This is a genomic window from Ruegeria sp. CDSA241 (genome assembly GCF_059611265.1).
The window spans coordinates 1-15,980 of sequence record NZ_JBXWPF010000002.1 but is presented as its reverse complement, the minus strand read 5'-3'; the positions used below and the strand labels follow the sequence as shown (position 1 = coordinate 15,980).

Here is a 15,980-nt window from a genome sequence, read left to right as displayed (position 1 = left end):
CGGTGATTACCCCTGAACGTCCGGCAGGACCACCCCTGCTTTCTGCAGAGCATTCCAGATTTTCTGATCACGGCCATAGACGTCGCGTCGGTACTGTACCTCACCTTTCGGGCCAATAAAGGCAGTGCGGTAAATCAAGTGGACAGGAACATGCTGCTCAAGCTTCACTGTGGTCTCTTTTCCAGTCGCGAGAATCCGATGGAAAAATGCCTTTGGGTTTTCTTCTTGCTTCGCCAACAGTGCGTAAGCGAATTCGAAAGGCTGAGCCAATCTGATACAACCATGCGAGAAGGCACGAGATTCCCGAGCAAACAAACTTTTCTGCGGTGTATCATGCAGATAGATGTTGTGCTTGTTGGGGAACATGAACTTCACCAGCCCCAGGGCATTGCTTTTGCTGGGCGGTTGGCGCATCGCAAAAGGAAAGTTGCTTGCGGTGAACTGGGTGAAATCTACTGCCCCGCGATTGACCTGGCGACCACTGCGATCGGTAATCTGAATATGCCCAACGGCATTTGGGTTGGACTGCAGCTGCGGCAGGTATTCCTTGGTGATGATCGAGCGTGGGACATACCAGCTGGGGTTAATGACCATATGCTCCATCTTGTCCGAAAACTCAGGGCTGCGACGATCATGGGTGTTCTTGCCGATCACGGCGCGGGTTTCAAAGGTAATAAAGCCGTCATCAACAATCTTGGCTGAGAAATCAGCCTGATTGACCAGAATGTGGCGTTCACCGCGCTCGCGCGGCAACCAGCGCTCACGCTCCAGCGCGACATAGACGGCCTTCAGACGATCCGAAGCAGTGCGGTTCAGCTCAGTAATTGTGCCCGGCCCCGCGACGCCATCTGCGGCAAGACCATGTGCGATCTGAAACCGCTGAACGCCTGCCAGCAAGGCATCGTCAAAAACAGGGCTGGCTGTTGGGTTCATAAAACCCATTTCAACCAGTCGGTTACGCATCGCTATTACGGCGGGTCCCGTATCTCCCAGTTCGAGCTTAGCCTGCGGAACAGTAGTTCCCCAACCGCCTTGGCGAACCAATTCTTCCAGCGCAAGTTTCTGCTTCATCAAAGCCCGATACTGGGTCGAGCTTGGCGCCAACTGATCGAAATAGGCTGCATCCTCCGAGGTCGTCAGTCCACGCAGATGCCCTGCTGTCGAGGTCGGCTCGACCTTCCTGACCAATCCATCGTCTATATCGGATGGTCGTAAAAGGCCTGTCCTCATGTCTTGTGCATAGGCCGCAAAAACGCGCGTCAGCTCGACCTCAATCGCCCCAAGCTCACGCGCTGATTTTGCTGATTGAAGCCGGTCAACCAAGCCCTGCGCATCATAGGCGTTCGCGGGTAGCCCGTGTAATTCGACCGCAGAAAGCCCCTCAATCAACCGTTGACGACGTTCAGCATGTGCAGCCGTGTCGCCAATCCAAACAGGCACGAATCCTCTTTCACGGTAGAAATCGGCAATCTCAGACCCGGAAGGTGCAAATTCGGCAACCGCCATCTGGAATGCGGTGTCAGGCTTGGCCTCAGTGTTCGCCATCGCCGAAGTCGTTAGAAAACATGCGGCCAAAGCAATACCGGTGCTTGCACGAAGAACAGAGAACATTTGGAGCCCTTGAATTTTCAATATAATACGCCGTTTCAGGCAATGCCGAACAATTATGGTTTTGCTTGAAACCCATTGTCTATTCACAAATGCATCAATTTCGTGCTTATACCCAAGCGTGATGCTTGTTTGCATCGGACAGATTTCCGCGACGGCCTAAGACGTTGGATCTTTGCCATTTTGCACCACCTGCGCAAAAAACTGCCGAAAATTCCCCCTTGAAAAGATGAATTTGAAAGACTTCTTGGCCGCCCTTCACGACTGTGTCATAAATCCCTCATCTGGGATGGGAATAAATTAATACAGCGCGCGTAACATCGTGTGCAGGCAGGAACAGTACGGGACGAAACACAAAATGACGACGAGCAGTTCCTCGGGTTTGACCCGGCGTGCTTTATTGGGCGCATTCGCAGCTACAGCAGTTGTAGCAACTCCAACCTACTCCAATGCAGCAGGATTCCTTCGTGGCGGTGGTGATATTCGCCGTATTCGCATGTATTCCGGACGCACTGGCGAGCGGATCGATATGATCTATTGGGTTGACGGTAAATACATCAAAGACGCGGTCAAAGAAGTGAACCACTTCATGCGCGATTGGCGCACCGACCAGGCCAAGGATATGGACCTCCGCACGATCGACATCATGGCGGCGTCGCATAATCTGTTGGATGTCAACGAACCCTATATGCTGCTGTCGGGCTATCGCTCGCCGCAGACCAACGCGATGCTGCGGTCACGGTCGCGCCGTGTTGCCAAGAATTCGTTGCACATGAAAGGCCAGGCAGCCGACCTCCGCCTGTCATCTCGTTCGGTCTCGCAAATGGCCAAAGCGGCGATGTCTTGCCGTGCTGGTGGTGTTGGCAAATACCACCGCTCGAACTTCGTGCATATGGATTGCGGTGTGGTAAGAAGCTGGGGGGGTTGATCCGCCCCGCCTGTCGTCAAGAGAACTTTGTCGGTCACCTAACCGTTTGAATGAGCAGATTTATCTGCCATTGTGGAGGTGCCTATTCTACTCAGGCAGCCTCATAAACCCTGCGCAAACCGGCTGTCGCAGGTGATTTTCAATACGAGCCCAAATATTCAAGAAATGGCGCACCTGAGAGGATTCGAACCTCTGGCCTCTGCCTTCGGAGGGCAGCGCTCTATCCAGCTGAGCTACAGGTGCCTGAGCCGTTAGCTAACCTTGTTCCGGTCCGGGTGCAACTGAAAATCGACCCGGATCAAACAGGTTTCACGCGAACAGATCATGCGCAAGTTCAAGCGCTTCGATCAAGGTATCGACCTCATCTTTCGAGTTATAGAGACCAAAACTGGCGCGGCATGTCGCGGTGACTCCGAGGAAATCCATCAATGGTCCAGCACAATGGTGCCCGGCCCGAACAGCGACGCCCTTTTTATCCAAAATCGTCGAAATGTCATGTGCGTGGCCTGCACCGTCCAAAGTGAAGCTAAAGATCGCCGCTTTGTCCGGCCGTGTCCCCTGAAGCTGAATCCAGTTCAGCCCTGCAAACCTCTGCATCGCATAGTCTCGGATCTCGGCCTCATGAGCAGCAACGTTGTCCATCCCCAAATCCATCAGATAGTCCAGAGCGACGCCCAGTCCGATGGTTTGCACGATACCAGGAGTTCCCGCCTCGAATTTCATCGGTGGATCATTGTAGATCACCTGATCCTTGCTGACCTCTTTGATCATGTCACCGCCACCGATAAACGGGCGCATTTCGGCCATTCGGTCAGATTTGATGTAAATCGCTCCCGATCCTGATGGGCCATAAAGCTTATGCCCGGTGATGGCGTAGAAATCGCAGCCGATATCCTGGACATCGACCGGCATATGCACGGCGCCTTGACTGCCATCCACCAGCACCGGGACGCCTTTGGCATGGGCGCCTTCGGTGATTGCTTTGACATCCACAACCGTGCCCAACACGTTCGAACAATGGGTCACCGCGACCAGCTTGGTTTTTGGACCGATGGCATCAATGACAGCTTGCGGATCAAGCCCACCATCCGCATCCACATCCACCCATTTCAACACCACTCCCTGACGCTCGCGCAGGAAATGCCAGGGTACGATGTTTGCATGATGCTCCATCACACTCAGGACGATCTCGTCCCCGGCCTGAAGACGCGGCATCGCCCAGCCATAGGCGACCAGATTGATGCCTTCAGTCGTGCCCGAGTTCAGAACAATTTCATCTTCATCCGTTACGCCCAGAAATCGGGCAATAGTTCCACGAACGGATTCGTATTTCTCGGTCGCCAGATTGGACAGATAGTGCAGCCCGCGATGCACATTTGCATATTCTTCGGTATAAGCCCGCGTCACAGCGTCAATGACAACCTGTGGCTTCTGAGCTGATGCTCCATTGTCCAGATAGGTCAGCGGCTTGCCGTTTACCTCTCGGGACAGGATCGGAAAGTCAGCGCGAATTTTCTGCAGATCGAACATCGTATTTTTCTTCCCTAGACCGGGCCGCTGGGTGTGAACATGAGGACAAATGAGATTGAAATCAGTGCGGATAACAGAATGACCCCAAAAGATTTCAGCATCGAGTTGAACTTATGAGCTTCATTCAGGAAATGCATTGAGACGTAAAGGCTGACAAGTGCGGTCGCCAGCAAAAACATGACCATCATAAATGGAACAACCATCGAAACGATCAGCGTCACCGACATCGCTGCGATCTGAAGGAATTGCAGCCAGATCGTCAGGATCAGGATATCTTTGAATGTCGCAACGCCCCCGATAGTACGACCAACAAAAAGAAGAGCCACCACGCTGAGCAGCATCGCGCCTGACGAACGCAGAAGGTTCAGAATAACAGGATCAGAAACGGGAAGCGGTTCACCCTGGGGGACAGGGACCATCTGTTCGATACCAATTTGGATGGCACCGTTCAGAACGACAGCCAGAAAGAATGCCAGCCAGACAACTTCACGCCCGGGACGCAGATCCAGCAACCGTCTTGCCGCTTCGGCAGGGTTGGTCAGGGTCAGAACAGCAATCTGACTCAGCACGGCCGGATTCATTCCGCATACCTTTGCGCTTGCCTAAGGCCCGAAAACCAGAACCACAGGAATACGACGAACCAAACCAACCCGACAGTGGTCATGGTTGTCCCCGGACCAATAAAACCAGCGACAAGGCCGTTCAGCAAAATCAACGGCGTCGAAGATAGCAACGCCCAGAACAGAGCTAACCTTGCGCCATAGGCAGTCCCCTTTCCGCCGAACAGACGCGCCGCACCGTGGGACACGAAGGCCAGAAGGTAGAAGAACAGCGGCAAGATAATGACAGTTCCAAGCAAGGCACCGCCCAACAGCATGTTAAGCTCGAGATCTTCGAGATGCGCCTGTCGGGACAAACGTGGCAGTTGCGCAATGAATGCCACCACGCAGAACGCCATTACAAAGACCAAAGCGCGGTCCTCACGTTCGCCCAAATCCAAAAGCCGGCTTACAACCCGGCCTGGTCCACGGTATGTGGCCACTATATCCGACGTTACCGGCATCAGCTTCGCCGAGAAAGCCAGCCTTCAAGGCGGTCAACCATAGCCTCCGCAAGGCTTTCATCCTCGATCTCTTCCACAGCCTCGGCCAGGAACGACAAGGTCAGCAAATTTGTTGCCTCTTTGACGGGCACACCCCGAGACCGCAGGTAGAACAGAGCCGTTTCATCAAGCGCACCTGATGTCGAACCGTGCGAACAGACAACGTCATCGGCATAGATCTCAAGCTCGGGCTTGGCGAGGAACTGACTATCATCATCCAGTAGCAAAGACTGGCTGATCTGATACCCGTCTGTTTTCTGGGCGCCCTCTTTCACAAGGATCTTGCCCTGAAACACGCCGGTCGCGCCGTTCCGCAGCACCTTCTTGAACACCTGGCGGCTTTCGCAACCAACCGCGTCATGGGTGACGAATACCGTGTCGTCATGGTGAAAGTCGCCATCTCCGACGCAGGCACCGGCCACGTGCGCCACCGCATCATCGCCGGTCAATTCGATCACCTGTTCGTTCCGGGTCAGAACACCGTTCATGGTCAGGGTGAAGGATTTGTAGACCGAATTGGCACCCAACCGTGTAAACATATGCGTCGCCGCACGACGCTCGTGGTCACGACCCTGGGCCCGCACATGGTGCAGCGAGCCACCATCGGCAATGTCAATTTCCATACATTTGTTGAAACGCGATGCCGCCGGCCCGTTTTCGAGAATGGTAACCTCGGCGTCAGTTTCGACCCGCACTACGTGATGCAGGATCGCATCCGAATCCTCGGACGCATGGCGATAGATCAGGCTGATCGGTTTCGATGGCTTACCGGTCACATGGATGGCCACGCCGTCTGATGCAAATGCGGTGTTCAATGCGGCCAGCGGGCGCTGAACCGGGACTTGTCCATTTGCTTCAAGAACGCCGTACAAGTCTTTGGCCCAATGGATATCTTTGCAGCAAATATCTTCAAGCCGGTCGATCGAAACACCTTCGAGTGTCAGATCATCGGACTCTTCGGGATTGAACACTCCGTCAACGAAGACAATCTTCAAGCGGTCGAATTCATCGAACATTTGCGGCTCGTCCGACTCGAACAGCGCCGCATGCGCTGCATCAGCCGATACGAGCGTATCGGGTTGGGTGTATTTCCAGTACTCGTCGCGCCGGCTGGGCAAGCCCATTTGGCGCACACGGGCAATCGCGTCCTCGCGTGCAGCGCGAGTACATCCGGCATCGGGCAACGACAGGACGGCCAGCCGCTCCTCCGTCGCAGTCTGTTTTGCTTGGGGCAACGCCATCAGTTCACCTCGGCCAGAATGTCGGCATAACCGTTGTTTTCAACCTCAAGTGCCAACTCGGGACCGCCAGTTTTTACAATCCGCCCATCGGCCATGATATGCACGACATCAGGCTTGATGTGGTCCAGAAGGCGCTGATAATGCGTGATAACAAGGAAACCACGCGCTTCGTCGCGCAGCGCGTTCACGCCCTCGGCAACCAGTTTCATCGCGTCTACATCCAAACCGGAATCTGTCTCGTCCAGAATGCACATTTTGGGCTCGAGCATGGCCATTTGCAGTATTTCGTTGCGCTTTTTCTCACCGCCAGAAAAGCCAACATTCACAGGGCGCTTCAGCATATCCGCATCGATCTTTAACGATTTGGCCTTGGCGCGCACCTCTTTCAGGAAATCGGCTGCTGAAAGCTCTTCTTCCCCGCGGGCCTTGCGCTGTGAGTTCACAGCGGTGCGCAGAAAGGTCATGTTGCCAACGCCTGGGATTTCAACCGGATATTGGAACGCCAGGAAAACACCGGCTGCTGCGCGCTCTTCCGGTTCCATCTCGAACAGGTTCTCACCACCAAGGGTCGCCGAGCCTTCGGTCACTTCATACCCATCCCGACCGGACAGCACATAGCTGAGCGTCGATTTGCCCGAGCCATTTGGCCCCATGATCGCATGTACCTTGCCAGCCTCAACCTTCAGGTCGACACCTTTGAGGATTTGCTTGTCTTCTTCTTCAAGTTTGACGTGCAGGTTTTTGATTTCCAGCATGTTTATTTCCTTTGGCGTATCGCAAGAGGGTCATGCCCCCTGTATGTTCTGAATTCAGGGAAAGTCGGGATTAACCCACAGATCCTTCGAGACTGATGGCCACCAACTGCTGGGCCTCCATCGCAAATTCCATTGGCAGTGCCTGTAGCACGTCCTTGCAGAACCCGTTGACAACAAGGGCCACGGCCTCTTCCTCGTCCATTCCGCGCTGACGGCAATAGAACAGCTGATCATCATCGACCTTCGACGTCGTCGCTTCATGCTCGACGCGCGATGAGTTGTTCTTGACCTCGATATAGGGCACCGTATGCGCCCCGCATTTGTCGCCGATCAGCAAGCTGTCACACTGGGTGTAATTGCGGCTGTCCTTGGCTTTCGGATGCATCGAGACCAACCCGCGATAGGTGTTCTGCGCCTTGCCCGCGCTGATCCCTTTCGAAACGATCCGAGACTTGGTGTTCTTGCCGAGGTGGATCATCTTGGTGCCAGTGTCGGCCTGCTGATAGTTATTGGCAATCGCGATCGAATAGAACTCACCTTGGCTTTCATTGCCGCGCAGGATGCAGGACGGGTATTTCCATGTCACGGCAGAGCCGGTCTCCACCTGCGTCCACATCACCTTGGACCGGTCGCCGCGGCAATCCGCGCGCTTGGTCACAAAGTTATAGATGCCGCCCTTGCCATTCTCATCCCCGGGGTACCAGTTCTGAACGGTCGAGTATTTTACCTCGGCATCTTCCTCGATGATGATTTCGACTACGGCAGCATGCAGCTGCGCAGTGTCGCGCTGAGGCGCAGTACAGCCTTCCAAGTAGCTGACATAGCTGCCTTTATCGGCGATGATCAGGGTGCGTTCAAACTGACCGGTGTTCTCCGCATTGATGCGGAAATAGGTGCTCAGCTCCATCGGGCAGCGTACGCCCGGCGGGATGTAGACAAATGACCCGTCCGAGAACACGGCCGAGTTCAGCGTGGCATAGAAATTATCGGATACCGGAACCACAGTGCCCAGGTATTTCTTGACCAGCTCGGGGTGTTCCCTGATCGCTTCAGAAATCGAACAGAAGATCACACCTGCCTTTTTCAGTTCGGCCTGAAAAGTTGTGCCAACGGACACCGAGTCGAACACCGCATCCACGGCCACCTTGCGGCCCTCAGCAGGCATATCCTCGGCGCCTTCGACGCCAGCCAGAATCATCTGTTCTTTCAGCGGGATACCGAGCTTTTCGTAAGTGGCCAGCAGCTTCGGATCCACCTCATCCAGCGATTTCGGCTTTACCTCCATCGATTTCGGGCGGGCATAATAATACTGGTTCTGAAAGTCGATTTCGGGATAGCTGACCATCGCCCATTTCGGCTCTTCCATCTTGGTCCAGCGTTCGAACGCGGCCAGACGCCATTCGGTCATCCATTCCGGTTCTTCATTCTTGTCCGAGATCAGACGGACGATATCGGGGTTCACGCCTTTTGGGGCGTATTCCATCTCGATATCGGTGTTCCAGCCGTATTTATAGGTTCCGGCCTCGCGCACCGCATCAACGGTTTCCTGATCGACACCTTCTTTTACCTGAGTCTGGTCCAAAGCGGCCATGACTTATCCTCCGTCAGATCACGCGGCACGCGCGCGATGCTTTTTCTCTTTTTCCAGCCACGTATCCGCGAAACGCAGCACATCATCTTCTGTCGTCCAAGGACCGAGCGATACCCGAATTGCGCTGGCTGCCGTTACCTCGTCATATCCCATTGCCGACAGAACTCGGCTGGTCTTTACCTTGCCACTTGAACAGGCCGAACCTGCGCTGATCGCAAATCCAGCCAGATCCATCTGCATAACTTGCGTCTCCCCTTTCCATCCGGGAGTTGCAAAACACAAAGTGTTGGGGAGTCGCTCCTGATCTTTCCCGACAAAAATAGTCGCTTTCGATCCGGCCTCAAGAGCGTTCTCTAGAATATTTCTAAATTTAGCAACATTTTCCCAAACACCGTTAGCCAGATCTTTCACTGCGGCCTCGGCAGCGGCACCAAAACCCGCGATTCCAACAACGTTTTCCGTCCCGGAGCGCCGGCCCATTTCCTGCCCGCCACCAACCGCAAGCGGGTTGATGTCCAGCCCTTGTTTTAGGATCAGAGCACCAACACCCTTAGGACCGCCGATTTTATGCGCCGAAAGAACCGCCATATCCGCATCGCTCCAGGCGAAGGAAAAGGGGATACGGCCAACAGCCTGTGTAATATCCAGCAACAACCAATCGGCGCGCCGTGCGCCATAGGGCCACTGACCTTCGACCTTTTTCGGTGGCAAGGTAACGATACCTGTTTCCGAATTCGCCAACCCCATTGCTAAGATGTGACCAGGTCCGAACGGGCGTTCGTTGCAGTTCGATAGATCAAGATGCGACCAAAGCGCGTCATGCGCCGTTGCATCGACGAACACATCGCAATTATTCGGTCTATTCTGCAGGACCCGAGCCGCTTCGGTCGCACCAGAGGTGAAAATAACTTCCTGCGGTCGGCACCCGACAGCTTCGGCCACCTGCGCCCGTGCACGCTCGACCATGGCCTTTGCCGCTCGTCCTTCAGCGTGAACCGAGGAAGGGTTACCGATCTGATCCATTGACGTGATCATCGCATCGCGCGCTTCGGGGCGAATTGGCGTTGTGGCGTTATGATCCAGATAAACACGATTCATGGATGCACCTTTTGGCAGCCAAAGGGACTTGGACAAAGCAAATTCATCTTACTCGTCCACGACCGCAAACAGATTAGGAACAGCCGGACAGGGCGCCAAGTCGTTCCTGATCACATCAGAAAGCCGCGTTTGATGCAGAAACACATAAACATGGGCACTCAGCCCTTCCCACAATCGGTTGGTCAGCGATTGCGCACGACTGCCCGATGAGGCCCCCGAAGCCCCTGCCCCTTTTTTCAACGCGTCTACAGTTTCGTCGACGGCGGACAGAATTTCGACTACACGGATTTCCGACGCAGGGCGCGCCAACCGATAACCTCCGCCCGGACCGCGCACTGACGAGACAAGCTCGGCCCGGCGCAGCTTTACGAACAGCTGTTCAAGATAAGGCAACGAGATGTCCTGCCGTTCGGAAATTTCGCTCAGCGTTACCAGTCCGTCAGAAGACTGAAGAGCGATATCAGCCAAGGCCACCATCGCGTAACGACCCTTGGTCGAAAGCTTCATTCTCATTCCCTTATGGCAGTTAACGCGCGAAATCATTGACGCCGCCGCTGCCAGTGCGTATCTCCGACTGACAGCGCCCTTGCGCCGACTATCACAATTAGAACCGTTCTAAGGTGTCCGACGATTATCGTCAAGTATTTCCGGACACCCAGAAGAAAAAGACAGGACCTATGCACACATGCCCGAGGTGATTTTTCCCGGACCCGAAGGCCGCCTGGAAGGCCGCTACCACCCGCAAAAGGAAAAAGACGCACCGATCGCCATCGTGTTGCACCCGCATCCTCAATTTGGCGGGACCATGAACAACAAGGTGGTCTATAATCTGCACTATGCGTTCTACAACATGGGTTTCACTGTCTTGCGGTTCAACTTCCGCGGTGTTGGCCGCAGCCAGGGGGAATATGACCAGGGCGTAGGCGAGCTGAGTGATGCGGCATCGGCACTGGACTACCTGCAGTCGATGAACAACAATTCGAAACACTGCTGGGTCGCAGGGTTCTCGTTCGGAGCCTGGATCGGGATGCAACTGCTTATGCGCCGCCCTGAGATTACCGGTTTCATCAGCGTTTCTCCGCCAGCCAACATGTATGATTTCTCGTTCCTAGCGCCCTGCCCCTCTTCGGGTCTGATTATCAACGGATCCTCTGATCGGGTGGCCCCGCCTGCAGACACCACTGCATTGGTTAACAAGCTGCATGAACAGAAGGGCATCACAATCACCCATAACGAAGTAGAGGGTGCTGACCACTTCTTTCAGGATCGCCACATGGATACGCTGATCACTGACGTAAGTGACTATGTGAAACGGCGGCTGACAGAGAACACGCGCTAATGTCCGACACGATCATCAGGCTTGCTTCCAAGCTGGCCGAAGACACAATGAAAGTGATGGACGAAACCGGAAACGACCGCTTCTTCATGGAAGTTGGCGAAGTGATCGGGGCGTCCTCACAAACATTGGAAGAAGCATTCCTGACCGAGATCCGTGTCCGGATGGCCGAACGTAAGGCCCGCAAGTTTGTCGTCGAGAAATTGACCGAACATCGGTCAAAACTGAAAGCTATAGAAAAACAATGACGCAAAGATTGTCCGCGCAAATCGACTTCCTTAAACGCGCGGACAGGCTGAAATCTGTCAATCGCGCCAACGCCTTGTTGGATCAGTCCCGCCCAGAGAACGCGGCAGAGCATAGTTGGCAACTGGCGCTTTGGGCCCTGGTTTTGGAACCGCTTGCCGGGTCAGGCGTAAATATCGACCGGGTGATCAAAATGCTACTGCTGCATGATCTGGTCGAAATCATCGTAGGCGATCACCCAATTCACTTGAAAACAGATTGGAAAGCACTGGAATTGGCGGAACAAACAGCTGCTGAAGAGCTGTTTGGCATGCTGCCTGCGGATCAGGCCACGACGTTTCTTGCTCTTTGGCAAGAATTCGAAGCCGACGCCACGCCGGACGCGAAATTCGCCAAGATTCTGGATCGGTCGCAACCGATGTTTCAGGTGCTGTGTGCAGAACGGCCAAACCCAGAGCATTTAGCTGTCGTGAATGACAACCTAAAACGTGGTCGCGCTGCCTATCTGCAACAAGCTTTCCCGGACGCATATAATCTTGCCCAAGCGCTGCTGAATGGAGGCAAACTCGAAACCTCCGAGCTTTCTTTGCGTTTGGGTTTCTTGTCCGAAACTGACCAACTCAAATCGGTTCAGCGCGCATCTCGTCTGCTCTATGATGGCCGGTTTGAGAATTCAGCCGAACATTCCTGGCACATCATGCTTTTTGCCTGGGTCCTGTCCGAATATGCAGCCCCTTCCGTTTCTGTAAACCGCGCCCTCAGGATGCTTTTGCTGCACGACATTGTTGAAATTGGCGCCGGTGATCACCCAATTCATGGGCAGGTCGACCACGCGGCACAAGCCGCCGAGGAACTTGCTGCGGCGCAAAGGTTGTTTGGAATGCTCCCAGAGGTTCAAAATCAAGAATTCATGTCGATCTGGCAGGAGTTTGAACAGGCCGAAAGCCCCGATGCCTGTTTCGCCAAAGCGATTGATCGCTTCCAAACCCCGGTTGGCAACCTCGAGACAGGAGGCGGTACCTGGATTGATTACAACGTCACATACGAACAAATCCACAGCCGTGTCGGCACGGTGATTATTCCCGGTGCACCAGCTCTGTGGGCATGGCTGGATCCGTTGCTTCGGGGTTACTTTTCTGAGACTGCAGAAAGCTGAAAACACAGCGGAAAAAGGAGCATAACACCCCTTTTTCCTGTATTCGGCAGTCGCTTAAACCGATGCACCAATCAATCGCTCAACATTTCGGGCTGCTTTTGTTTCGACGGACCCCCCGCCAGCAAGCCACCCAAGCGCAACAATAAGTGCCGAAAGAGCGATGACGTATTTTGCAAATTTCGTCATGGCGATACTCATAAAAAAACACGATAAAACGCGGACAAAGTATCACATTGCCGAAAATCCACATAGTCGGGTAATCCTGACCCCTGATGGATGCCAGTAAACTCCTGCTATCGCTTGCGGGTATCGGTCATTTCGTGCTCAACCCAATGCAACCTTATTGAATGCGAGACCCCCGTGCCCAAAGCATATCTTCTACTGCTGTTGGCAGTTGTTGCCGAAACGATTGGTACAACTGCACTTCAGGCCAGCCAGCAATTCAGCCGGTTCTGGCCGTCAGTGCTTGTGGTTGTTGGCTATGGAATTGCCTTTTATCTGATGGCCCTCACGCTCAAATACATGCCGGTTGGTATCGTCTATGCGATCTGGTCCGGTCTTGGAATCGTGCTGATTGCCATCATCGGTTTCATTGTCTTTGGTCAGAGGTTGGATTTACCCGGGATAGCTGGACTCAGCATGATTTTGGGTGGAATACTAATCATACACCTCTTTTCCGGTACAGCAGGACACTGACGATCGGTTAGGGCTGGCATATTTCGCCGAGCCGCGTTATGCGCGCGTCAACTTCCCGTTCAAAGGCTGACCTCTCATGGACCTGCGCAATATCGCAATCATCGCTCACGTGGACCACGGCAAAACAACGCTGGTCGATGAGCTGCTAAAACAATCCGGTGCGTTCCGGGAAAATCAGGCTGTCGCAGAACGCGCCATGGACAGCAATGACCTCGAGCGTGAGCGTGGTATCACCATCCTTGCAAAGGCCACTTCGGTGGAGTGGAAAGGCACGCGGATCAATATTGTCGACACGCCGGGCCACGCCGATTTCGGCGGCGAGGTTGAACGCATCCTCAGCATGGTCGACGGCGTTGTCCTGCTGGTCGATGCTGCCGAAGGTCCAATGCCGCAGACCAAATTCGTGACCTCCAAGGCGCTGGCGCTGGGTCTGCGTCCGATTGTGGTGCTGAACAAAGTCGACAAACCCGACGCCGAACCAGACCGTGCGCTGGACGAATGCTTTGATCTGTTCGCAAACCTCGGTGCGGATGACAATCAGCTTGATTTCCCTTCAATGTACGCCTCAGGCCGGTCGGGCTGGGCAGATATGGAGCTGGAAGGACCCCGCAAGGATCTGTCAGCACTGTTCGACCTGATCGTTGACCACGTCCCTGCTCCCAAACAGATCGAACGCAAGGACGAACCCTTCCGGATGCTTGCCACGACACTGGGCAGCGACCCGTTCATCGGCCGCATTCTGACTGGCCGTGTCGAAAGTGGTACGCTCAAGGCAGGTGACACCCTTAAGGCGCTCAGCCGGGACGGAACACTTATCGAGAACTTTCGCGCCTCAAAAATCCTGGCTTTCCGCGGTTTGGGGCAGCAACCCATTGATGTGGCCGAGGCGGGCGATATCGTCACCATCGCAGGTATGAGCAAAGCGACCGTGGCAGATTCGCTTGTTGCCCCACAAGTCGAAGACGCTCTGCCTGCGCAGCCGATCGACCCGCCGACCATCACAGTGACCTTTGGTATCAACGATTCGCCCCTTGCCGGCCGAGACGGTAAAAAGGTTCAGTCCCGTGTCATTCGCGACCGTTTGATGAAAGAAGCAGAATCAAACGTCGCCATTCGCATTACCGACACTCCGGGCGGTGAGGCCTTCGAAGTTGCGGGACGCGGCGAATTGCAGATGGGTGTTCTGATCGAAAACATGCGCCGCGAAGGGTTCGAGCTGAGTATCTCTCGCCCACAGGTCCTGTTCCGCGAAGAAGACGGTCAGCGCCTGGAGCCCATCGAAGAAGTCACCATTGACGTGGACGACGAGTATTCCGGCTCGGTCATTGAAAAGATAACAGGTGTCCGCAAAGGTGAACTGGCCGAGATGCGGCCTGCTGGTACAGGCAAAACCCGCATCATCGCCCATGTGCCGTCACGCGGGTTGATCGGTTATCACGGTGAATTCCTGACAGATACACGCGGTACTGGCGTTTTGAACCGTGTGTTCCACGACTGGGCACCGCATAAAGGACAAATTCCGGGCCGCCGCGCAGGCGTTCTGATCTCGATGGAGAACGGACAAGCAGTTGCCTATGCCCTTTGGAACCTCGAAGAGCGTGGCCGCATGTTTGTTGGCCCTCAGACCGATGTATATCAGGGTATGGTTATCGGCGAGCATTCGCGCGACAACGATCTTGAGGTTAACCCGCTGAAGGGGAAAAAGCTGACCAACGTCCGGGCCAGCGGATCGGATGACGCTGTGCGCCTGACACCCCATATTCAGTTCTCGTTGGAAGAGGCGATCGCCTATATCGACGATGACGAACTTGTCGAAGTGACCCCGAACGCAATCCGTCTGCGCAAACGCTTTCTGGATCCGCACGAGCGCAAGCGTATGGCAAGATCTGCCTGATCATTGCAGTGATGCAGTTCACAGATTGGAAACAATAACACAATCGTGACATATTTGCGCACACGCGTATTAAGGCCCATCCTGGAAGGCTCGCTCTCAAAGCGGGCCTTCTTTTTGTTTTACCTACACTTTCCTCTTTAAGTTGTTTCACTTTTAACATTCACAATTTTAGGAAACTTGTAATTCTGGCTCAAAAGGGATGTATTTGTGTCCAAAGTATGGCACCTGTTTGCCTGCCAAGTTTTGAGTAATGAGTATCAAGGAGTAGCGCCATGCGCATTAAGTCTCGCTTACTTTCAATAGTATTTGTTTCAGCAACATTCCCAGTTATTTCAGCTGTATCCGCTTCAGCTTCCGACATGTGTACAATACGAACAGCCAAACAGTCGGTATCGACTGAAACGCTTTGTGCATGTTCTGTTGTAGACGCCCGGATGCTGCGCTATTTGCAGCGACGCTCAGATTTCGAGGACATCTTGTCCCGTACATTGGAGAGTTGCCCAGCTTTTGCAGCAGTTCTGACTGACTTTCCAACCGCATCTATTCTCGGAAATGAGCAACGATCAGGAGACGGCGCTGCTGATGAAAATGGCGGTGGTGGTTCCGGCGGCGGCGGTGGTACCGGCGGCGGCGGTGGCGGCGGCGGTGATACCCGCGGCGGCGGTGGCGGCAATGGTGACGGCAACGATGATGACGACGGTGGTGACGGCGGCGACGGTGGTGACGGCGGCGAAGGTGGCGACGGCGGCGAAGGTGGCGACGGCGGCGAAGGTGGCGACGGCGGCGAAGGTGGCGACGG

The 15,980-nt window shown here is 54.5% G+C and carries 17 protein-coding genes and 1 tRNA gene; 6 read left to right on the top strand and 12 right to left on the bottom strand.

Features of this window, described 5'->3' with window-relative positions; translation table 11 throughout:
• Positions 1-6: 6 nt before the first annotated feature.
• The gene (locus tag AC2FJV_RS02125) at positions 7-1,611 is read right to left on the bottom strand and encodes a L,D-transpeptidase family protein (RefSeq protein ID WP_496710086.1); all 1,605 of its coding nucleotides are present in this window, start codon (positions 1,609-1,611) and stop codon (positions 7-9) included.
• Positions 1,612-1,966: 355 nt separating this feature from the next.
• Here AC2FJV_RS02125 and mepK point away from each other — a divergent pair, with 355 nt between their 5' ends.
• Positions 1,967-2,536: a peptidoglycan L,D-endopeptidase MepK gene (gene mepK / locus AC2FJV_RS02120; protein WP_142633747.1), complete on the top strand. Its 570-nt coding sequence runs from the start codon at positions 1,967-1,969 to the stop codon at positions 2,534-2,536.
• Between the two features lie 166 nt (positions 2,537-2,702).
• On the opposite strand, the gene AC2FJV_RS02115 is transcribed toward mepK, so the two are convergent.
• From AC2FJV_RS02115 to iscR, 9 genes are all read right to left on the bottom strand, one after another.
• A tRNA-Arg gene (locus AC2FJV_RS02115) sits at positions 2,703-2,779 on the bottom strand.
• A gap of 66 nt (positions 2,780-2,845) precedes the next feature.
• The gene (locus AC2FJV_RS02110) at positions 2,846-4,066 is read right to left on the bottom strand and encodes a cysteine desulfurase (protein ID WP_281972083.1); all 1,221 of its coding nucleotides are present in this window, start codon (positions 4,064-4,066) and stop codon (positions 2,846-2,848) included.
• Between the two features lie 14 nt (positions 4,067-4,080).
• Complete coding sequence (locus AC2FJV_RS02105) at positions 4,081-4,647, bottom strand: YIP1 family protein (RefSeq protein ID WP_142633743.1); 567 nt, start codon at positions 4,645-4,647, stop codon at positions 4,081-4,083.
• Positions 4,644-5,129, bottom strand: coding sequence for a YIP1 family protein (locus AC2FJV_RS02100; protein WP_282027397.1), 486 nt, complete (start codon positions 5,127-5,129; stop codon positions 4,644-4,646). Before AC2FJV_RS02100 ends, AC2FJV_RS02105 begins: the two co-directional genes overlap by 4 nt.
• Positions 5,129-6,409 carry a Fe-S cluster assembly protein SufD gene (gene sufD, locus AC2FJV_RS02095; RefSeq protein ID WP_496700392.1) on the bottom strand — a complete coding sequence of 427 codons (1,281 nt, stop codon included), beginning with the start codon at positions 6,407-6,409 and terminating at the stop codon, positions 5,129-5,131. The genes AC2FJV_RS02100 and sufD overlap by 1 nt, the downstream gene beginning before the upstream one ends.
• Complete coding sequence (gene sufC / locus AC2FJV_RS02090) at positions 6,409-7,164, bottom strand: Fe-S cluster assembly ATPase SufC (protein ID WP_142633737.1); 756 nt, start codon at positions 7,162-7,164, stop codon at positions 6,409-6,411. Before sufC ends, sufD begins: the two co-directional genes overlap by 1 nt.
• 70 nt (positions 7,165-7,234) lie before the next feature.
• A complete protein-coding gene (gene sufB / locus AC2FJV_RS02085; protein WP_142633735.1) occupies positions 7,235-8,755 on the bottom strand; it encodes a Fe-S cluster assembly protein SufB in 1,521 nt (506 codons plus the stop codon).
• 18 nt (positions 8,756-8,773) lie between these two features.
• The gene (locus AC2FJV_RS02080) at positions 8,774-9,853 is read right to left on the bottom strand and encodes a cysteine desulfurase family protein (protein ID WP_496712407.1); all 1,080 of its coding nucleotides are present in this window, start codon (positions 9,851-9,853) and stop codon (positions 8,774-8,776) included.
• Between the two features lie 48 nt (positions 9,854-9,901).
• Complete coding sequence (gene iscR / locus AC2FJV_RS02075; protein WP_142633731.1) at positions 9,902-10,360, bottom strand: Fe-S cluster assembly transcriptional regulator IscR; 459 nt, start codon at positions 10,358-10,360, stop codon at positions 9,902-9,904.
• A gap of 178 nt (positions 10,361-10,538) precedes the next feature.
• On the opposite strand from iscR, the gene AC2FJV_RS02070 reads away from it, so the two are divergent.
• The 3 genes from AC2FJV_RS02070 to AC2FJV_RS02060 are packed head-to-tail and all read left to right on the top strand — an operon-like array spanning position 10,539 to position 12,591.
• Positions 10,539-11,192 carry an alpha/beta hydrolase gene (locus AC2FJV_RS02070; RefSeq protein WP_142633729.1) on the top strand — a complete coding sequence of 218 codons (654 nt, stop codon included), beginning with the start codon at positions 10,539-10,541 and terminating at the stop codon, positions 11,190-11,192.
• The gene (locus tag AC2FJV_RS02065; RefSeq protein ID WP_142633727.1) at positions 11,192-11,437 is read left to right on the top strand and encodes a hypothetical protein; all 246 of its coding nucleotides are present in this window, start codon (positions 11,192-11,194) and stop codon (positions 11,435-11,437) included. The genes AC2FJV_RS02070 and AC2FJV_RS02065 overlap by 1 nt, the downstream gene beginning before the upstream one ends.
• Positions 11,434-12,591, top strand: a complete 1,158-nt coding sequence (locus AC2FJV_RS02060; protein ID WP_496712405.1) for an HD domain-containing protein — start codon at positions 11,434-11,436, stop codon at positions 12,589-12,591. The genes AC2FJV_RS02065 and AC2FJV_RS02060 overlap by 4 nt, the downstream gene beginning before the upstream one ends.
• A gap of 54 nt (positions 12,592-12,645) precedes the next feature.
• Here the strand turns inward: AC2FJV_RS02060 and AC2FJV_RS02055 are convergent, their stop codons facing one another.
• Entirely contained in the window at positions 12,646-12,777 is a 132-nt protein-coding gene (locus AC2FJV_RS02055) for a hypothetical protein (RefSeq protein WP_282027394.1), read from the bottom strand.
• Between the two features lie 174 nt (positions 12,778-12,951).
• Between AC2FJV_RS02055 and AC2FJV_RS02050 the strand changes: the two genes are divergently transcribed.
• Entirely contained in the window at positions 12,952-13,287 is a 336-nt protein-coding gene (locus AC2FJV_RS02050) for a DMT family transporter (RefSeq protein WP_142633723.1), read from the top strand.
• A 76-nt stretch (positions 13,288-13,363) separates the two neighbouring features.
• A complete protein-coding gene (gene typA / locus AC2FJV_RS02045) occupies positions 13,364-15,181 on the top strand; it encodes a translational GTPase TypA (RefSeq protein WP_496712399.1) in 1,818 nt (605 codons plus the stop codon).
• 563 nt (positions 15,182-15,744) lie between these two features.
• On the opposite strand, the gene AC2FJV_RS02040 is transcribed toward typA, so the two are convergent.
• The coding region (locus AC2FJV_RS02040) for a hypothetical protein (RefSeq protein WP_496712397.1) at positions 15,745-15,980 on the bottom strand (236 nt) is incomplete at its 5' end.

Coding starts and splice junctions, on each gene's coding strand:
- AC2FJV_RS02125 (WP_496710086.1), bottom strand. CDS start 1,611: ATGTTCTCTGTTCTTCGTGCAAGCACCGGTATTGCTTTGGCCGCATGT.
- mepK (WP_142633747.1), top strand. CDS start 1,967: ATGACGACGAGCAGTTCCTCGGGTTTGACCCGGCGTGCTTTATTGGGC.
- AC2FJV_RS02110 (WP_281972083.1), bottom strand. CDS start 4,066: ATGTTCGATCTGCAGAAAATTCGCGCTGACTTTCCGATCCTGTCCCGA.
- AC2FJV_RS02105 (WP_142633743.1), bottom strand. CDS start 4,647: ATGAATCCGGCCGTGCTGAGTCAGATTGCTGTTCTGACCCTGACCAAC.
- AC2FJV_RS02100 (WP_282027397.1), bottom strand. CDS start 5,129: ATGCCGGTAACGTCGGATATAGTGGCCACATACCGTGGACCAGGCCGG.
- sufD (WP_496700392.1), bottom strand. CDS start 6,409: ATGGCGTTGCCCCAAGCAAAACAGACTGCGACGGAGGAGCGGCTGGCC.
- sufC (WP_142633737.1), bottom strand. CDS start 7,164: ATGCTGGAAATCAAAAACCTGCACGTCAAACTTGAAGAAGAAGACAAG.
- sufB (WP_142633735.1), bottom strand. CDS start 8,755: ATGGCCGCTTTGGACCAGACTCAGGTAAAAGAAGGTGTCGATCAGGAA.
- AC2FJV_RS02080 (WP_496712407.1), bottom strand. CDS start 9,853: ATGAATCGTGTTTATCTGGATCATAACGCCACAACGCCAATTCGCCCC.
- iscR (WP_142633731.1), bottom strand. CDS start 10,360: ATGAAGCTTTCGACCAAGGGTCGTTACGCGATGGTGGCCTTGGCTGAT.
- AC2FJV_RS02070 (WP_142633729.1), top strand. CDS start 10,539: ATGCCCGAGGTGATTTTTCCCGGACCCGAAGGCCGCCTGGAAGGCCGC.
- AC2FJV_RS02065 (WP_142633727.1), top strand. CDS start 11,192: ATGTCCGACACGATCATCAGGCTTGCTTCCAAGCTGGCCGAAGACACA.
- AC2FJV_RS02060 (WP_496712405.1), top strand. CDS start 11,434: ATGACGCAAAGATTGTCCGCGCAAATCGACTTCCTTAAACGCGCGGAC.
- AC2FJV_RS02055 (WP_282027394.1), bottom strand. CDS start 12,777: ATGACGAAATTTGCAAAATACGTCATCGCTCTTTCGGCACTTATTGTT.
- typA (WP_496712399.1), top strand. CDS start 13,364: ATGGACCTGCGCAATATCGCAATCATCGCTCACGTGGACCACGGCAAA.